Source organism: Nonomuraea sp. NPDC050783 (assembly GCF_040802095.1).
Taxonomy (GTDB): Bacteria; Actinomycetota; Actinomycetes; order Streptosporangiales; family Streptosporangiaceae; genus Nonomuraea.
This window is the reverse complement of record NZ_JBFAHK010000031.1, coordinates 35501-50458: the sequence shown is the minus strand read 5'-3', so window position 1 is coordinate 50458 and position 14958 is coordinate 35501. Positions and strand designations below refer to the sequence as shown.

Annotated in this window: 14 protein-coding genes and 2 pseudogenes; 7 read left to right on the top strand and 9 right to left on the bottom strand. The window is 71.4% G+C overall.

Annotated features, from left to right (window positions below):
* Nucleotides 1-321: 321 nt before the first annotated feature.
* On the bottom strand, nt 322-819 hold the full coding sequence (locus AB0H75_RS44760) for a hypothetical protein (protein WP_367807103.1): 498 nt from the start codon (nt 817-819) through the stop codon (nt 322-324).
* Nucleotides 820-1018: 199 nt separating this feature from the next.
* Here AB0H75_RS44760 and AB0H75_RS44755 point away from each other — a divergent pair, with 199 nt between their 5' ends.
* Nucleotides 1019-1468: a peptidase inhibitor family I36 protein gene (locus tag AB0H75_RS44755; RefSeq protein ID WP_367807101.1), complete on the top strand. Its 450-nt coding sequence runs from the start codon at nt 1019-1021 to the stop codon at nt 1466-1468.
* Nucleotides 1469-2538: 1070 nt separating this feature from the next.
* Here AB0H75_RS44755 and AB0H75_RS44750 read toward each other — a convergent pair.
* Entirely contained in the window at nt 2539-3300 is a 762-nt protein-coding gene (locus tag AB0H75_RS44750) for an enoyl-CoA hydratase/isomerase family protein (RefSeq protein ID WP_367807099.1), read from the bottom strand.
* Nucleotides 3301-3501: 201 nt separating this feature from the next.
* On the opposite strand from AB0H75_RS44750, the gene AB0H75_RS44745 reads away from it, so the two are divergent.
* Nucleotides 3502-4056, top strand: coding sequence for a TetR family transcriptional regulator (locus AB0H75_RS44745; RefSeq protein WP_367807097.1), 555 nt, complete (start codon nt 3502-3504; stop codon nt 4054-4056).
* A 17-nt stretch (nt 4057-4073) separates the two neighbouring features.
* Here AB0H75_RS44745 and AB0H75_RS44740 read toward each other — a convergent pair whose 3' ends face one another.
* From AB0H75_RS44740 to AB0H75_RS44730, 3 genes are all read right to left on the bottom strand, one after another.
* Nucleotides 4074-5027, bottom strand: coding sequence for an NADP-dependent oxidoreductase (locus AB0H75_RS44740; RefSeq protein WP_367807095.1), 954 nt, complete (start codon nt 5025-5027; stop codon nt 4074-4076).
* Nucleotides 5028-5105: 78 nt separating this feature from the next.
* Nucleotides 5106-5792 carry an alpha/beta fold hydrolase gene (locus AB0H75_RS44735; RefSeq protein ID WP_367807093.1) on the bottom strand — a complete coding sequence of 229 codons (687 nt, stop codon included), beginning with the start codon at nt 5790-5792 and terminating at the stop codon, nt 5106-5108.
* Nucleotides 5789-6733: an LLM class flavin-dependent oxidoreductase gene (locus AB0H75_RS44730; RefSeq protein WP_367807091.1), complete on the bottom strand. Its 945-nt coding sequence runs from the start codon at nt 6731-6733 to the stop codon at nt 5789-5791. The genes AB0H75_RS44735 and AB0H75_RS44730 overlap by 4 nt, the downstream gene beginning before the upstream one ends.
* A gap of 287 nt (nt 6734-7020) precedes the next feature.
* Between AB0H75_RS44730 and AB0H75_RS44725 the strand changes: the two genes are divergently transcribed.
* The 3 genes and pseudogenes from AB0H75_RS44725 to AB0H75_RS44715 all read left to right on the top strand — a co-directional run bounded on the left by AB0H75_RS44725 (nt 7021) and on the right by AB0H75_RS44715 (nt 8346).
* The gene (locus AB0H75_RS44725; protein WP_367807089.1) at nt 7021-7884 is read left to right on the top strand and encodes an SAM-dependent methyltransferase; all 864 of its coding nucleotides are present in this window, start codon (nt 7021-7023) and stop codon (nt 7882-7884) included.
* A 24-nt stretch (nt 7885-7908) separates the two neighbouring features.
* A pseudogene (locus AB0H75_RS44720) lies at nt 7909-8103 on the top strand (phosphomethylpyrimidine synthase ThiC); the annotation flags it as partial.
* A pseudogene (locus AB0H75_RS44715) lies at nt 8096-8346 on the top strand (phosphomethylpyrimidine synthase ThiC). The pseudogenes AB0H75_RS44720 and AB0H75_RS44715, both read left to right, overlap by 8 nt.
* 124 nt (nt 8347-8470) lie before the next feature.
* Here the strand turns inward: AB0H75_RS44715 and AB0H75_RS44710 are convergent.
* Genes AB0H75_RS44710 through AB0H75_RS44695 form a run of 4 tightly spaced genes read right to left on the bottom strand, consistent with a single transcriptional unit; the run spans nt 8471 to nt 13012 of the window.
* On the bottom strand, nt 8471-9343 hold the full coding sequence (locus tag AB0H75_RS44710) for a carbohydrate kinase family protein (RefSeq protein WP_367807087.1): 873 nt from the start codon (nt 9341-9343) through the stop codon (nt 8471-8473).
* Complete coding sequence (locus AB0H75_RS44705) at nt 9340-10704, bottom strand: 6-phospho-beta-glucosidase (protein WP_367807085.1); 1365 nt, start codon at nt 10702-10704, stop codon at nt 9340-9342. Before AB0H75_RS44705 ends, AB0H75_RS44710 begins: the two co-directional genes overlap by 4 nt.
* A 4-nt stretch (nt 10705-10708) precedes the next feature.
* Nucleotides 10709-11497 carry a GntR family transcriptional regulator gene (locus AB0H75_RS44700; protein ID WP_367807083.1) on the bottom strand — a complete coding sequence of 263 codons (789 nt, stop codon included), beginning with the start codon at nt 11495-11497 and terminating at the stop codon, nt 10709-10711.
* 36 nt (nt 11498-11533) lie between these two features.
* A complete protein-coding gene (locus tag AB0H75_RS44695) occupies nt 11534-13012 on the bottom strand; it encodes an MFS transporter (protein WP_367807081.1) in 1479 nt (492 codons plus the stop codon).
* Between the two features lie 208 nt (nt 13013-13220).
* Between AB0H75_RS44695 and AB0H75_RS44690 the strand changes: the two genes are divergently transcribed.
* Nucleotides 13221-13784 (top strand): hypothetical protein, encoded by a 564-nt coding sequence (locus tag AB0H75_RS44690; protein WP_367807079.1) that lies wholly within the window; start codon nt 13221-13223, stop codon nt 13782-13784.
* 561 nt (nt 13785-14345) lie between these two features.
* Nucleotides 14346-14951 (top strand): TetR family transcriptional regulator, encoded by a 606-nt coding sequence (locus AB0H75_RS44685; protein ID WP_367807077.1) that lies wholly within the window; start codon nt 14346-14348, stop codon nt 14949-14951.
* Nucleotides 14952-14958 lie beyond the last annotated feature (7 nt).

Sequence of the window (14958 nt, the reverse complement as noted above, 5' to 3'; positions counted from 1 at the left end):
ACTAGTCATGATCACCGGAGACCGCCCGCTCACGGCGGACTCATGGCCCGCTTCCGGCGTGGCCGTACCCCGTCCTCGAACCCGGAGGCGTCGGCGCCAGGGGCCCCGCGTCCCGGACGAGCAGGAGCAGGGATGGGGAGCGGTCTGGGGGTATTCGTCCATCATGACGGCCGCGTAGTAGCCGGCCGGTGCCGGGCAGAGGCATGCGCGCGGTGACCGACGACACGTTGACGATTTCCCGCGCAGGCAGCATCACTGCGTTGCGTACGTCGTCGAGCATGCCCTCGGCGTTGACCTGGGCCTCGCGACAGGCGCCCGCCGTTACACGAAAAGAATCGAACTGGGTGTGTCGCGTCCAGTGCCGATGCCGATGTTGAGGTCGGGCTCGCAGTAGTTCTCAGGGAACGCCGACACCTCGCCCGCGTAACCGATCTTGGTGTACAGGCCGACGGTCCGGTTGCTGTAGTTGCACGCCGACTCGGCGTCGTTGTCGACGGGAATGTCGGTACCGTCCCACCTGTCGTTCCTGAAGCTGGAGTCGCTGCCGCTGTACGACTTCCGGTAACTGGTGTACGCCTGGTTCTCCCAGAGCCAGAACCGGCCCGATCCGGCGAGCGCGGCAACGGCACCCGGGACCTCACTTGGGGCGCTCTCGGGCGTGTCGCCAGAATTTTCGGAAATACCGGCCGGCAGGTCCCAGCCGTTCCCGTTCGTCCCCAGGGCAGGATCGGCGCTGGCGGGCATGGCCGTGAGCGTGCCGGCGATCGAAATCGCGGCCACGGTCACGACCGAGGCCGTGAAAAACGTCCTCAACGGCATGAGTTCTCCTTGGAACTGTCGTTTTCTCTGTCGGCGTTGACGCTAGAAGCGACGGTGGCCTGGGGCATCTGTCATGCGACTGGTGCCGGGTGACCGCCGCCAGGGCGACGATCGCGCCGGTCGCGCGACAGATTCGATCGATTTCCGCCGCCCCTAGCGTTGAGGACCACACAGCACCTGGACATCCCAAGGAGAACGCATGCCTTTGAAGAGGCGGTTCGCAGCTTGCGCCGCAACCGTAGCGGCGGCCTCGGTCGCATTCGCGGCCTTACCGGCCGGCGCTGACTCCCCCGTCGCTGGACGCGGGGCCGTTGTCCTCGGAGAGGCGCGGACCGCCTCGGGCGACGACGTCGCGGCAGCCGCGTCGGGCCTGTTCTGGCTCTACAACAAGGTCGGCTATACGGGCAGCGCCACCACCTACAACGGCGACGACGCCGACTTCAGCGACAACCGGTGGCCAGGTACTACCACCTCGATGAACAACGGCGCCGACTCGGCGCGGAACTACAGCGATCGGGACGTCTACTTGTTCACGAAGCCGGGCTACGCCGGTGCCGGGCTGAGATTTCCGCCGGAGAAGGGGATACGCGATCTGGACGATTTCCCCGACTTCGGGCGCAACACCGCCAGCTCCGTCTCGTTCGAGTAGTCAACCCTTTGGGCGGTGGCCGCGCGGGACGAGCGCGGCCACCGCCCGGCGTGCCGTGAACGCGCCGCGGAATCAGCGGCCAAATGGTCCCCAATCGGCGTTGTACTTCCTGTCGGCATCGAGCCCGTTCTCGTTGAAGAGGCTCACGTGACCTACTGCCCGTTTGCCGATGACGAGATCGCCGCTTCCCAGGATTACGTAGGAGTGGTTCCGGATCGGGACGACGTAGCTCCGGGGCGATGCGCTCGAACCGATCAGGGAGGTCTTCCGGCTTCCTGTTCGAGAAAGAGGTCGGATCCTCATCGCCGGTGCGGTTGTGAACGAGTACTGATGTGGCGCCTGCCAGCACGTGATAGGTGTGCAGATCAGCGATATTCAGAGCGCTATTCAGATCGTGCGGACGCTGCGAGTCCGTCCATCTCTCGACGGCTCTGATCTGGACGTGGGTTCCAGCGGCCGACGGAGGCCCCGTGCCATTCGCCGGGCCGGAGAGCGTCGGCGGTGACCCATTCGCTCACCGGAGTCATCCGGAAAGGGTGGTGCTGGTCGCGATGACCGTGTCGCCGGCCTTGACGTCCTTGACGGGCTTGCCGAGGACCTGGCGGCCTTGCCCAGACCGCCGGACGCCGGGGAGAGCGCGGTGAGCGGGGTGCCGCGGGCCGCCGAAGGGCACGGTGCGGCGCTGGGAGAGTTTCCCGGTCGCGGCGTCCACGGCGAGGTCGCCGGTGGCCGTCGGTGCCGGTCACCTTGGCGAGGTGGCTTCGGCGTCCCAGTCGGGAGTCTGGCCCTTCCCGGCGACGCCGCAGGAGCGGGTGTTGCCGGTCTCGTCGTGGTCGAAGGAGTGCCAGTACGGGGCGAGCAGGCCGAGGAGGTGGCTGGGCAGGAGGTCGTGGCCTGGGCCCCCGCCTCGGTCAGGCGGCGCAGGTGGTCGTAGGCGAAGCACTGGGTGCCGGTGCCGGAGGTGGACATGCCCGACACCGACAGGACGTTGCCCGCCGGGTCGTATTGGAGGAGGTCCTCGACCGGTAGGTCCCGGCCTTGCCGTCCTCGGTGCAGGAGGCGCGATCACCTCAGCGTTGCTCGCGGACAGGGTGGGGGGCGGCGCAACGGCCGGATCTCGTCCGCCAGGTCGTCGGCGGTCCGGGGGTGGACAGCGCTTCCTGGGTGCCGGGGGCGCAGGGCCACAGGGCCTCCACGACGGACGCGTACATGCGCGCCTTGATCTCGCCGAGCCCGGGACCCGCCCGGTGGTTGTGGTCCCGGGCCATGTCCACGGCGAGCTGGCGCATCGTGTCCACGTCCGCGATGCGGTCCACGATCTCCGCGGCGAGGGCGTCGTAACCGTCGAAGCGGCGGGCGGTGACCACGACCTCGTGCGCGACCTGAGCGGTCAACCGTGCCCGGACCAGCGCGGACACCCCGGCCGTGAAGGGCAGGCCGGCCTCGCTCCCGGGCAGCCACCACGAGCCCCGGTCGCGGCGCATCACCCGGAAGTCGTGGGCCAGCGAGAGCACGGCACCGGCCGCGCACGTGTGCCCCTGCAGCGCCGCGACGGTGACCACGGGGAAGGTCAGCATGCGCGCGAGCAGCCCCTGGACGTCCGCGACGTACTCCTGCCCGGCTCCGCTCGCACCGCACACCGCGCCGCCCAGGGACAGGCCGCTCGAAAAGGAGTCGTTCTCCGTGAACGTCACGAGAGATCGCGGCCCGTCGCGCGTCTCTATTTCGTCGAGCAGGTCGTGCACGGCGTCGATCCAGGCAGGATGCATGCAGTCCTCGTCATCCCGGATGTCGAGAATGAAGACATCGTCCTGTCGATCGAGCACGGGCATGACCGCTCCTCACAACGCCGTTTTATGACGCCATCGTGAGCGGCGCAGGTCCGGCACGCATCTGTCGGGTGACTGGTCCGCCCGGCGGGGAGCCCCTGGCCCGGCACCGGTCACCTGACGGATTCGGCGCGGGCGGGCCCGCCGTTAGCCTCCGCTGAGGACGCACGGCTGAGGACGCACGGCTGAGGACGGGACTGCCGGATGGACGAGAAGGACCAGCCGCCCGCGAGGGCCCTGGGCAGGCGGTCGGCGGCGTCCAGGGCCGCCGTCGACGAGATCCTGGAAGCGGCGCGGCAGGGTTTCGCCGAGCGGGGTTACGCCCTCACCTCGATTCGCGAGATCGCGCGCCGGGCCGGCGTGGACCCCGCGCTGGTCCTCTACTACTTCGGCGACAAGGCCGGCCTGTTCCGCGCCGTGGTCCGGCCCGCGTGGGAGGCGCTGCGCGACGCGGCGAACACGGCCTCCACCCATGACGCGGAGAGGACGCGCGCGCTCGCCGACCTGTGGCTCGCCGGCCTGTGGGAGGACCCCGTCAAAGCCCGGGCGATGCGCATCCTGCTCAAAGGCGTGTGCGCGGAGGACGGGCTGCTGGAAGCGGTGCCCGGCATCTTCGGCGACGCCCCGGTCCCGCTCCGGGACGGCGTGCTCCAGTCCGCCCTCCTCGGCCTCGCCGTGCTGCGTCACGTGATCCGGCTCGAACCGCTGGCGTCCGCCGACCCGGGGAGCCTCGTCGAGCTCCTGCCGGACGAGCCCTGACCCGGCCTCGCCTTCCGTCACGCCCCCTCGGGGTCGCCGACCTGGAGGACGACCTTGCCCGTGGTGCGTCCCTTCGCCACCAGGTCGTGGGCCGCGGCCGTCTCCTCCAGCGGGAACTCCCGCTCCACGTGCACCGCGAGCCGGCCCTCGCGATACAGCCGCGAGAGCGACTCCAGCCCGCTCGCGTCCGGCTCCACCAGGTACGCCAGGGCCCGCACCCCCAGCTCGCCGGCCCGTTCGGTCATGCCGGGCGTCCAGGCTCCCTGCCCGCTCACCATCAGCCCGCCCTGGCGCAGCGACTCCAGGGTCCGCAGCCCGGTGTCGCCGCCGAACATCTGGATGGCGACGTCCACGTCCTGGATCGCCTTCGTCACGTCCACCGCGGTGTAGTCGATCACCTCGTCGGCACCCAGCCGGCGCACGAAGTCGTGCTTGGCCGCGCTGGCCGTACCGATCACATGAGCTCCGCGCGCCTTGGCGACCTGCACGGCCAGATGCCCCACTCCCCCGGCCGCCGCCGCCACCAGCACCCGGCTGCCCGGACCGACCTCGGCGATGTCGACCGCCATCTGCCACGCCGTCAGCCCCGCCAGTGGCAACGCGGCCGCCTCGGTGAACGACATGCCCTCCGGCATCAGCGCCAGGTGCCTCGACGGTGCCGTCAGGTACTCGGCGTACGCGCCGGCCTGGCGCGGGAACCACGGCATGCCGAACACCCGATCCCCCTCCTTGAACCGGGTGACCCCGTAACCCACCCCGGCCACGACTCCCGCCACGTCCCAGCCGTTGACGAAGGGCAGGCTCAGCACCCGGTTGTAGGCCACGCCCATCCGCGTGTAGACGTCCACCGGATTGATCCCCGCCGCGACCACCTTGACCAGCACCTCGGTCGGGGCCGGCTTCGGCGCCGGCAGGTCGACGACCTCCAGCACCTCCGGACCGCCCCACTCGCGCTGTCGCACCGCACGCATGTTTCTCCTCACGTTCAGCTTGCTGGTTTGTGAAGCTATTACGGGATATGTCCGGTGGAATCTGTACGACGACCTGCGTCAGGCCGGCTGCGAGGCGTGCGCGTCCAGCAGGAGCCGGGCCACCTCGCGCGGATGGGTGCTCATCGCGTCGTGCGGGCCGTCCAGGGGCAGCGTGCGGTATCCGACCGCCTTCCCGAACCGGTCGAACGGGAAGGTCACAGGACGGCAGTAGATCGCGGTGCCGGGGATCTGGTCGACGGCTCCGCTCAGCCGGGTCGCCTCGGTGAAGGTGCGCAGCGGCTGGGGCCGCAGGCGCCGCGCCAGCAGGCGGGCCTCCTCGGCGTCGGTGATGCCGAAGCGCTCCGGCTGCGGGGCGGGCACGTGGCGGCCGTCGGCGCTGGCGCGGGCGCCCCTGGTGATCGCGGTGACGAAGGGGTCGGGTGCCAGGCTGAACAGGCTCTCGCCGTCGTCGCCGGCCCAGCCGTCGATCATGATGACGTGGCTCACCAGGCCGGGCCGCGCGTCGGCCGCCTGGCGGACGACGAGGCCCGCGTAGCTGTGCCCGACCAGCACCACGTCGTCGTGGGTGGCCACGTCGTCCAGGGCGGCGAGGATCTCCTGGACGTGGGTGCTCAGACCGGCGTCGCCTTCCAGGGTCAGGGCGGGGGTCATGGTCCGCGCTCCGGCCTCGTGCAGGAGCGGGGTGACGCGATCCCATGCCCAGGGGCCGTACCAGGCGCCGTGGACGAGAACGAAGGTGGTCATGCTGATCCTTTCGAGTGCAGGAGAGGGAGAACGGTGCCGGCGAACTCCTCCAGGGCCGCGCGATGGTCATCGACGGCCAGGCGGATCACCAGGTGCCGGGCACCGGCTTCGGCGTAGGAGGTGAGCCAGTCCGCGGCCTGGCGAGCCGGGCCGGCGAACATGGCCTGGATGGTCTCGACGGCTTCCAGGGGAGCGTTGTAGTACGGCTCGATGCTGGCGCGCAGGCGCTCGCGGGCACGTCCGGGGTCTTCGTCCAGGCAGAGCGTCGCGTACAGGGCGGGCGTGACGGCCCGCGTCGCGTGCTGCCCGATGAAGGCCCGTTCGCGGGCGTAGGCCGGCACGCGGGGCGGGTAGGACAGCCAGCCGTCGGCCAGGCGGGCGACCCGCCGCAGTGCCGGCTCGCCGCCGCCGGCGAGCCAGATCGGCGGGCCGGACGGACCGGCCGGTGCGGGGGCCAGCCTCACGTCGTGGAAGGTGACGTGGCGGCCGGTGTAGGAGACCTCCTGGCCGCTCCACAGGCGTCGCATCGCCTCGATCGACTCCTCCAGCAGCGCGATGCGGTGCTCGAAGGCGACTCCGACCGCCGCGAACTGGGCCTTGGTGGCGGCGTTGGGGAACCCGCCGCCCATTCCGACGATCAGCCGCCCGCCGGAGAGCCGGTCCAGGGTGGCGAGCTGATGTGCCAGCAGGACCGGGTGGCGGAGCGCGGGCAGCAGCACCGCGGTACCCACGGTGATCCGGCTGGTGGCGGCGGCCACCGCCGACAGGAGAAGCAGGGGGTCGGCGCGGGGCCTGGTCAGCGGGCTGTCGCCGGCCCAGACCGAGTCCAGGCCGAGGGCTTCGGCCTGGACGGCCTGGTCCACGAGCCGCTTCAGATCGTGGTCGCCGCGCACGGCGTGGTCCCGTGTCGGCAGCAGGTAACCGACCTTCAGTGGGGCCATGACTCCCTCCCGTCGTCGTGGGTTTCTCATTTAAGCATGAGTTTCCTGATTTTGAAGTACGTGGTTTTGTAACAGGAAGCTGACGAGTACGGCGGGGCGGCCAGTCGCTTCGGTCGCTCGTCGCGGAGATGTCCCGCGCGGCACCAGTCACTCGACGGATTCGGCGCCGGCCGCCCGAGCTCCCGGCCGCGCCAGAGGCTTGACACGCCACGGGTCCTGCGAGCACCGTCGAGAGCGGTCAACGATCACGAACGCCTGCATGGAATCCGACTTCCCAGGAGTTGAGGGTGACGGAAAAGGCTGGGCTGGAAAGGCGAGCGCCGGCGGGCATCGACACCACACGCCCCACGTCCGCGGGCATCTACAACTACGTCATCGGCGGCGAGGACCACTTCCCGGCCGATCGCGAGGCCGCCGAGGCGATGCTGGCCGGCAACCCCTATACGGCCGTCGGCATGCGAGCCACCAGGGCGTTCCTGCGGCGGGCGGTCCGGTGGCTCGCCGATCCCCGCCACGGCGCCGTCGACCAGTTCCTCGACATCGGCTCCGGCTTCCCCACCGCCGGCAACGTGCACGAGATCGCCCAGAGCGTCGATCCGGACGCTCGCGTCGTCTACGTCGACTACGACCCGACCGTGGTGGCCTGCGCCCGCGCGCTGACGGCCGGCGACGACCGCGTACGCGTGATCGAGGGCGACCTCCGGCGCGTCGAGGACATCCTCGACCATCCCGACGTGCGGGGCTTCCTGGACTGGCGCCGGCCCGTCGCCCTCGTCCTGAACGCGGTCCTGCACTTCGTCACCGACGAGCAGGACCCGCAGCGGCTCATCGCCACCGTACGCGACCGGATGGCACCGGGCAGTTTCCTCGCGCTCAGCCACGGCTCGATGGACGGCCTGGACGAGATCCTGCTCCCGGACCAGGTCCGGACGGCCGAGGAGCAGTACCGGCGGTCCGCCGACCCGCTCGTGCTCCGCACCCACGACCGCATCCAGCGTTTCTTCGATGGCTTCGTCCTGGTGGAGCCGGGTTTGGTCCACGCACCGCGATGGCGGCCCGACGGCACGGACGACGACGGCGGCCTCCCGCCGGAGGTGTCCGGCGTCTACGGAGGCGTCGCCCGTCTGCCGGCCCGCGCGACCGGTCCGTGAGCCCCGCAGGGCACGCCCGGCGACCTGTCGTGGGAGGTCCACCGCGACACGCTGATCGAGCAGTGCGAGCAGGGTGTCGACTCCATGACCGTGCACGCCGGGGTGCGGCTGGCGTACGTGCCGCTGACCTCCCGCCGCAGGACGGGCATCGTGTCCCGGGGCGGCTCCATCATGGCCGCCTGGTGCCCGGCGCACCACCGCGAGAGCTTTTCTGTACGAGCATTTCGCCGAGCTGCGCACGCTCGGCGAGCTGACCGCCGTCGCCCCCGGCTACGGCCACATCACCTCCGGCATCGGCGTCGCCATGATCGGCTGGTTCGGCACCGCCATGCTCTGCTGCGTCACCCCGAAGGAGCACCTGGCCTGCCCGGCCGGGACGACGTCAAGACCGGCGTCATCACCTACAAGATCGCGGCGCACGCCGCCGACCTGGCCAAGGGCCACCCGCTCGCCGACACCTGAGACACCGACGCCTGGCACACCGGCACCGGGGACGCCGACGCCTGGGACACCGACGCCTGGGACACCGACGCCTGGGACGCCGGCGCCTGGGACGCCGGCGCCGGGGACAAGGTGACGGGCGGGGCTACCGGCTCGGGCCGGCCGGACGCGGCTCCCGGTGCGGCGGCGACGTCGTGGCCCAGGGCACGAGGGCGGGTGCACGCTCGGCGAGCTGGGCCAGGGTGGGAGCCGCGGCACCGCCCTGGCCGGTGACCGACAGGGTGCCGCAGAGCGTGGCGAGCGCGGTGCTGTCTGCCAGGCCGAGCCCGTAGAGGTGGCCGGCGACGAACCCCGCGTCGAAGCAGTCGCCGGCGCCGATCGTGTCGCAGACGCTCACCGCCTCGGCGGTCGTCGCCACGCGCCCGGTGGGGTCGGCGGCGATCGCGCCATGCGGCCCGTTCTTGATCACTACGGTGGGCGTGAGCGCGCGGAGGCGGTCGAGAGCGACATGGACGTCGTCGTGCCCGGTGAGGCGGCGTGCCTCGGCGGCGTTGGGCGCGAAGATGTCGACGGCCGCCAGCCGGGGCCCCACGGTGAGCTCGGTGAGCAGCACGCAGGCCGGCCGCCGGGCCAGGACGACGTCGGTCACGTCGCGCGGGGGGAGCGGCTCCCTGAACGAGACGAAGCCGCGCTCGCCCGCGTGGGACATCGCGACGGTGAGGTTGCGTACCGGGGAGGAGCGGAGCAGGTAGGCGGTGGTGTCGAGGCCCTCGGCGCGAGCGGTGTCGAGGGTGAGACGGCTGTAGGGGTCGTTCCCGAGCTCCGCGGCCCAGGCGGCGGGGACGCCGAGCCGGTGCAGCGCGCGCTGGTGGGTGAAGGCACCGCCCGGCAGGGAGGCCGTCTGCGTGCCGAAGACCTCCTCACCGGGCTGCGGCCAGCGGGGCAGGCCGGCGAAGACCAGGTCGAGGTAGTAGTCGCCGACGACCAGTACGGAGAGGCCGGCGGGAAAGGCGCTCATCGCCACTCGCCGATGTGGTCACGGTGGGCGGCGAGATAGTCGTCGGCCAGGGCGGCGGCCCGGGAGAAGGACACCACGAGCGGGTGGGCCATCAGCGCCTGCACCGCCAGACGCCGGGACCGGGCCGCGACGGCCTGGACGGTGAGCCGTTCGAAGAGCTTCACCTGCCGGATGAGGCCGGCCTGGGGTTCCGGCACGGCCCCGATCGGGAGCGGCCGGATGCCGGTGCCGTCGGCGACCACGCTGATCTCGGCGACGTCCGCCGGGGCCAGGCAGTCCAGCCGGCCCTCGCCGGGCACGTTGGCCGCGCAGTATCGAGCCGGGCCGCCGGTCAGGGCGGCCATGAGGTCCAGGGCGACGGCGGCGTACCCCTCGCTCCCCTCGCCCAGGGTGCGCTCCCCGGCCACCGACGAGTCCGGCTCGGCGTAGCTCATGTACGTGGAGCGGCGGCCCGCCTCGTAGGCGCGGTAGACGGCGACGGCGTCCCGGTGCTGCCCGGGGCCGACGCGCGCGAGCTCCTTCAGCAGGTCGGCGTTGCGCCGGGCGACTTCCCGGCCGCGGCCGGCGCTCTCGGCGCCGGTGTGGGCGACGGCCTTCTCGGCGAAGTAGTAGTAGTAGTACAGGTACTCGTTGATCCACATGCCGCACAGCTCGCTCAGCTCGGCGGGGAAGAAGCGCTGGAGCGTCGTGGCGCGGAAACCGGGGTCGGTCAGCAGCGGCGCGAGCAGGTCATGGCCCTGCTGGTCGCGGACGGCCCGGGCCCACGACAGGTGGTTGAGGCCGAACACCTCGGGCCTGAGGTCGTTGGCGTCGAGCCGGTGCGCCGCGGCCACGGCGTGCTGGGCCAGGTTGGCGCTGTCGCAGATGCCGACGGTCCGCTCGTGCCCGGCGTCGCGGAGGGCCTGGGTGACCAGTCCGGCGGGATTGGTGAAGTTGAACAGCCAGGCCCGGGGGCTGCGCTCGGCGAGCAGTTCGGCGTAGCGGAGGATGACGGGGATCGAGCGCAGCGCCATGGCGAAGCCGCCCGGGCCCGTGGTCTCCTGGCCGAGCACGCCGTGACGGGCCGCGATGCGCTCGTCGGTGACGCGTGCGGCGTCCCCGCCCACCCGTACGGTGGTGACCACGAAGTCCGCGCCCTCGAACGCCTCGCGTACGTCGGTGGTCATCGTCACGCGCACGTCGCTGTGACCTCGCGCCAGATGTGCCGCCACGCCGCCGAGCAGCCGCAGCTTGTGCTCGTCGACGTCGAGGAGCGTGATCTGCTCCAGTCCCAGCTCCTCGGCGCGCATCGCCGCCGACTCCACGAACAAGGGGCCGCGGACACCGCCGCCGCCCACCAGGGTGAGCCTGTTGCCACTCAAAGGGTCAGTTCCTTTCGTCGTCACCGTGTGCCCCCGGCCGCGCGGTCACCGTGACCGCGCCCTGGTGGGCCGGCAGGTCCTGTCCGATGCGGATGGGCAGCCGCCACGGATGATGCAGGGAGCGGGAGAACTCGATCACGCGGTGGTGCTCGTCCCAGGTCAGCTGATCGACGCTCAGGCCCAGCGGCGGGTCACCCAGCTCCAGTTCCCTGGCCTCCTGCGCGTCGGCCAGCCGGGCGCTCACCGTCGTGTCGGCCTTGACCGGACGCAGCCCGTAGCGATCCTGGAGCTGCTCGAACAACGAGGCGCGCGTGAAGTCGGTCTCCGCCAGCCCGGGCACCAGGGCATGCGGCAGCCACACGCGTTGCACCGTGAGGGGCACTCCATCGCCCATGCGCACCCGCGCGAGGTGGACCACCTCCGCGCCGGTCGTCAACCGCAGTCGCGCGGCCACGACCGGCGAGGCCGCCCGCACCGAGCAGTCGAGCACGCGGCTGCTCGGGTCGACGCCGTCGTTCGTCATCGCCTGGGTGTGGCTGAGCAGCGCGCGCAGCTCCTGCGGCTCGGGCCGGGGCGCGACGAAGAAGCCCTTTCCCGGGGCGCTGGCCAGATAGCCCTCGGCGACCAGGTCGCGCAACGCCTGCCGGACGGTGATGCGGCTGATGTCGAGCTGGGCGATCCACTCCCGCTCCGACGGCAGCCGGGTTCCCTCCCGCCAGACGCGCCCGTCGATCAGCTCCCAGATGTGCTCCTTGACCTGCTGGTACAGCGGGACCGGAGAATGTTTGTCCACCTCGAACACTGTCCTCCCATAACTGGACATATCTAGTTATGGCAGGCGGTTCGGCGTGCGGGCGAGCGCGGTGAGGGCCAGGCCGCACAGAGCGACGGCGAACAGCAGGGCGTACGTGCGCTGGAACCCCTGCATGAGCTGCCCGAGCGCCACCGGCGACAGGCTGGACAGGGTCCCGGCGCCGACCTGGTCCCGTAGCCGCGGGTCCACGCTGCCGGTCAGCACGCTGAGGGACAGCCCGACGCTGATCACGATCCCCATATTCATGATCATCATCCGGAAGCCGTTCACCACGCCCAGGCTCCCCCTCGGCAGGGCCCGCATGACCTCCGTGGTGTTCCCGGTCATGAACGCCCCGCTGCCACAACCCGCCACCGCCAGCCCCAGCCCGACCTCCCAGTACGGCGTGGCCGGACCGGCGCTCGACATCAGCACCCCCAGGCCGGCCGCGGTCAGCAGCGCCCCGCCGACCGACAGCGCGTACGACGACACCCGCCGCCCCAGCACCCCCGCCAGCGGCGAGGCCAGGGCCATACCGACCGGCAGCGGCAGCACGCTCAGCCCCGCCGCGAACGCGTCCAGCCCCCTGACCGCCTGGAAGTACAACGCGACGACCAGGATCAGCGCCGAGCGCGCCAGCGCGTTGCAGAACGAGGCCAGGTTGGCGCAGGCCGCCAGCCGCCCGCCGAGCAGCCGCAGATCCAGCACCGGGTGCGCGGCCCGCCGCTCCACCAGCACGATCACCGGCACCAGCACCACGAACACCGCCGCGCCGCCGATCACGACCGGGCTGGACCAGCCCGCCGAACCCGCCTCCGACAGGGCCAGCAGCAGCGCCGACAGCGCGGCGAACAACAACGCGTTGCCCAGCGCGTCCACCGGCCGCCGCGGCCCGCGCGGCATCCGGCGCAACGTCATGGCCCCCCACACCAGCGCCACCAGCCCGGCCGGCACGTTCACCCAGAAGATCCACTGCCAGCCGGCCGTCTCGGCGATCAGCCCGCCCAGCGTGGGCCCGGCGAGCTGCGCCACCGACAGCGTGCCGACGTAGACGCCCATGCCCTGGCTGAGCCGCTCCGGCGGGAACGCGTCGGTGATGATGACGGTCCCGTTGGCCAGGATCATCGCCGCCCCGACCGCCTGCACCACGCGCATCGCCACCAGGACCCACACGTCCGGTGACAGCCCGGCCAGCAGCGAGGCGGCGGTGAACAGCGCGAAGCCCGCCAGGTACACCCCGCGCCGCCCGAGCAGGTCGGCCACCCGGCCGAAGAACACCAGGCTGGCCGTGTTGACCAGCAGGAACGCCAGCAGGATCCAGCCCGACTCGAACGCCCCGACCCGGAAGTGCCGCACCACCGCCGGCAGCGCCACGTTGAGCGTGCTGCCGGCGACCCCGATGAGCACCAGGCCGAGGCTCGTGACCGAGCACACCCGCCAGGCGTACCGCATCCGGGCCCGATCGTCGGACGCGGCCGCGGCCACCGCCTCCCGTGCGCCGTCGATCGCCTTCATATCAGCCCTTCACCAGGTGAGCACCGCAAACGAACCCGGCCGCAACCCTGACATGAGCGCGTCCCGCCCCGAATCCGTCGCCCGACTGGAAGGCACCGCGGTGGAGAAACAGTTTTTCCAGGGTGGAGAAACAGTCGGCTGACGGATACGCGGCTGATACTCCTGTGGCTAGCGTCGGGTCCAGCCGCCGGACGATCAACGTCCGGCGATGACGCACGGAAAGCGGGAATCGATGCGCAAGCGTACTGCGGCCGCGGCCCTTCTGGCGGCCACGTTCCTGGCGATGACGAATGGCACGGGAACGGCCTTCGCGAAGGACGTCCCCGGCTTCGTGAACAAGGTCGACGTCGGTGGCGGTTCGAGGACGGTGTATTCGGGGCAGGTCCAGCTCGACCACTCGGACATGTCCGGTTGTAAGGACGACGCCTGGCTCATCGGCAGCGCCAAATGGTCGCTGGGCGCGGTGTCGAAGAAATCGGTCTACGTCAAGAAGATCACGCTGACCTATCGGGCCGGCGTCGCCTCCACCATCGCCGGGCAATTCATGATCCGCGGGAACGGGGGAACCGTGTTCTCGACCCGGTGGACCGCCGATCAGATCAAGGGCGACGGCAAGCCTCGCAGTGACACCTTCACCATCAACAAGAGCGTCCCGCTCGACGGAGCGTCGCGGGTGTATCTCAAGTCCAACGTCTCGATGAGCCGTTCGGGCGGGCCGTACGACTGCGGGCCGGACACCTTCTTCACCTACGGGATCCAGCCGGTCAGCTGACCTCGCCGGTGAGCCCGTCCCGCGCACGGGACACGCCTCGTCACCGGCCGGCCGCGCGGAGGGCGAAGCCCGGCGGTGACGGTGACCGGGCGGGGAGAAGGGAGCGATGCCCGGGCGTCGTCCTGCTCCGCCCTCCGCGACTGCGCGATCGACGCCGTCAACGGTTCGGCGTCTCTCGCGACGGTCGGGCCGCGCCGTAGGCGTGGGCACGGCTGGCCGACCGGCTGGGGTCGACTCGCGTCGTCAGCGGCTCGGGCCAGCGACCGAAGCGACCCATGCTCGCGGTTCCCGCGGTTTCCCCCTCCGGACAGGAGGAATGCGGAGGCCGTGTGAGGACACGAGTCGCTTCGGTCGCCCAGGTGAGCGCCTGATTGACGGTTGTCGATTTCCAGTCGCTCACGTTAGGGCAGCGACCAGGGCCGGCGAATCCGTCACGTGACCGGCGTGGGCGCCGCAGCGCGCCGGGCCGGTCAGGGCCGCGACAGCCCTCTGGAAGTCAACATCCGGAGACTTCAAAGTCTTTGTGGAAGGATATGCTTCGGCCGCCAGCGAGGGGGAGCGATGCAGAGGACAGGACGTCGCCCGGGCCCGTCGACCACCCGGGACGAGATCGTCGCGGCGGCCGCGGCCGCCTTCACCACCACCGGTTACGAGGCCGTGAGCGTGCGGAAGGTGGCGGCCGAGGCCGGCGTCGACCCGGCGCTCGTGCGCCGCTTCTACGGCGGCAAGGAGCAGCTCTTCAGCGCCGTCATCACCTCGGTGTTCCGGCCCGAGCAGGCCGTGACCATGCTGCTGGACGGGCCACGCGCCAAGCTGGGCCGGCGGCTGGCCGCGTACGTCCTCGACCTGCTCGGCGACGTACGGCAGCCCGGGCCCCTGCTGGGGCTGATGCGCTCCGCCGCCACCAGCGACCACGCGGCCGCCCTGATCAGGGAGTTCCTGGCCAAGGACATGCTGGGCAGGCTCACCCACGAGCTCCAGGTGGACCAGCCCGAGCTCCGCGCCGCCCTGGCCGCCGGCCACCTGGTGGGGATCGCCATCGCCCGCTACGCCGTCCGCGTGGACGCGCTGGTCGACACCGGGACCGACGAGCTCGTCGCCTGGATCGCACCGGCCCTGCAGCGCTACCTCACCGGCCGCGCCCCGGCCGGGCCGTCGGGGCGATGAGCGGCGC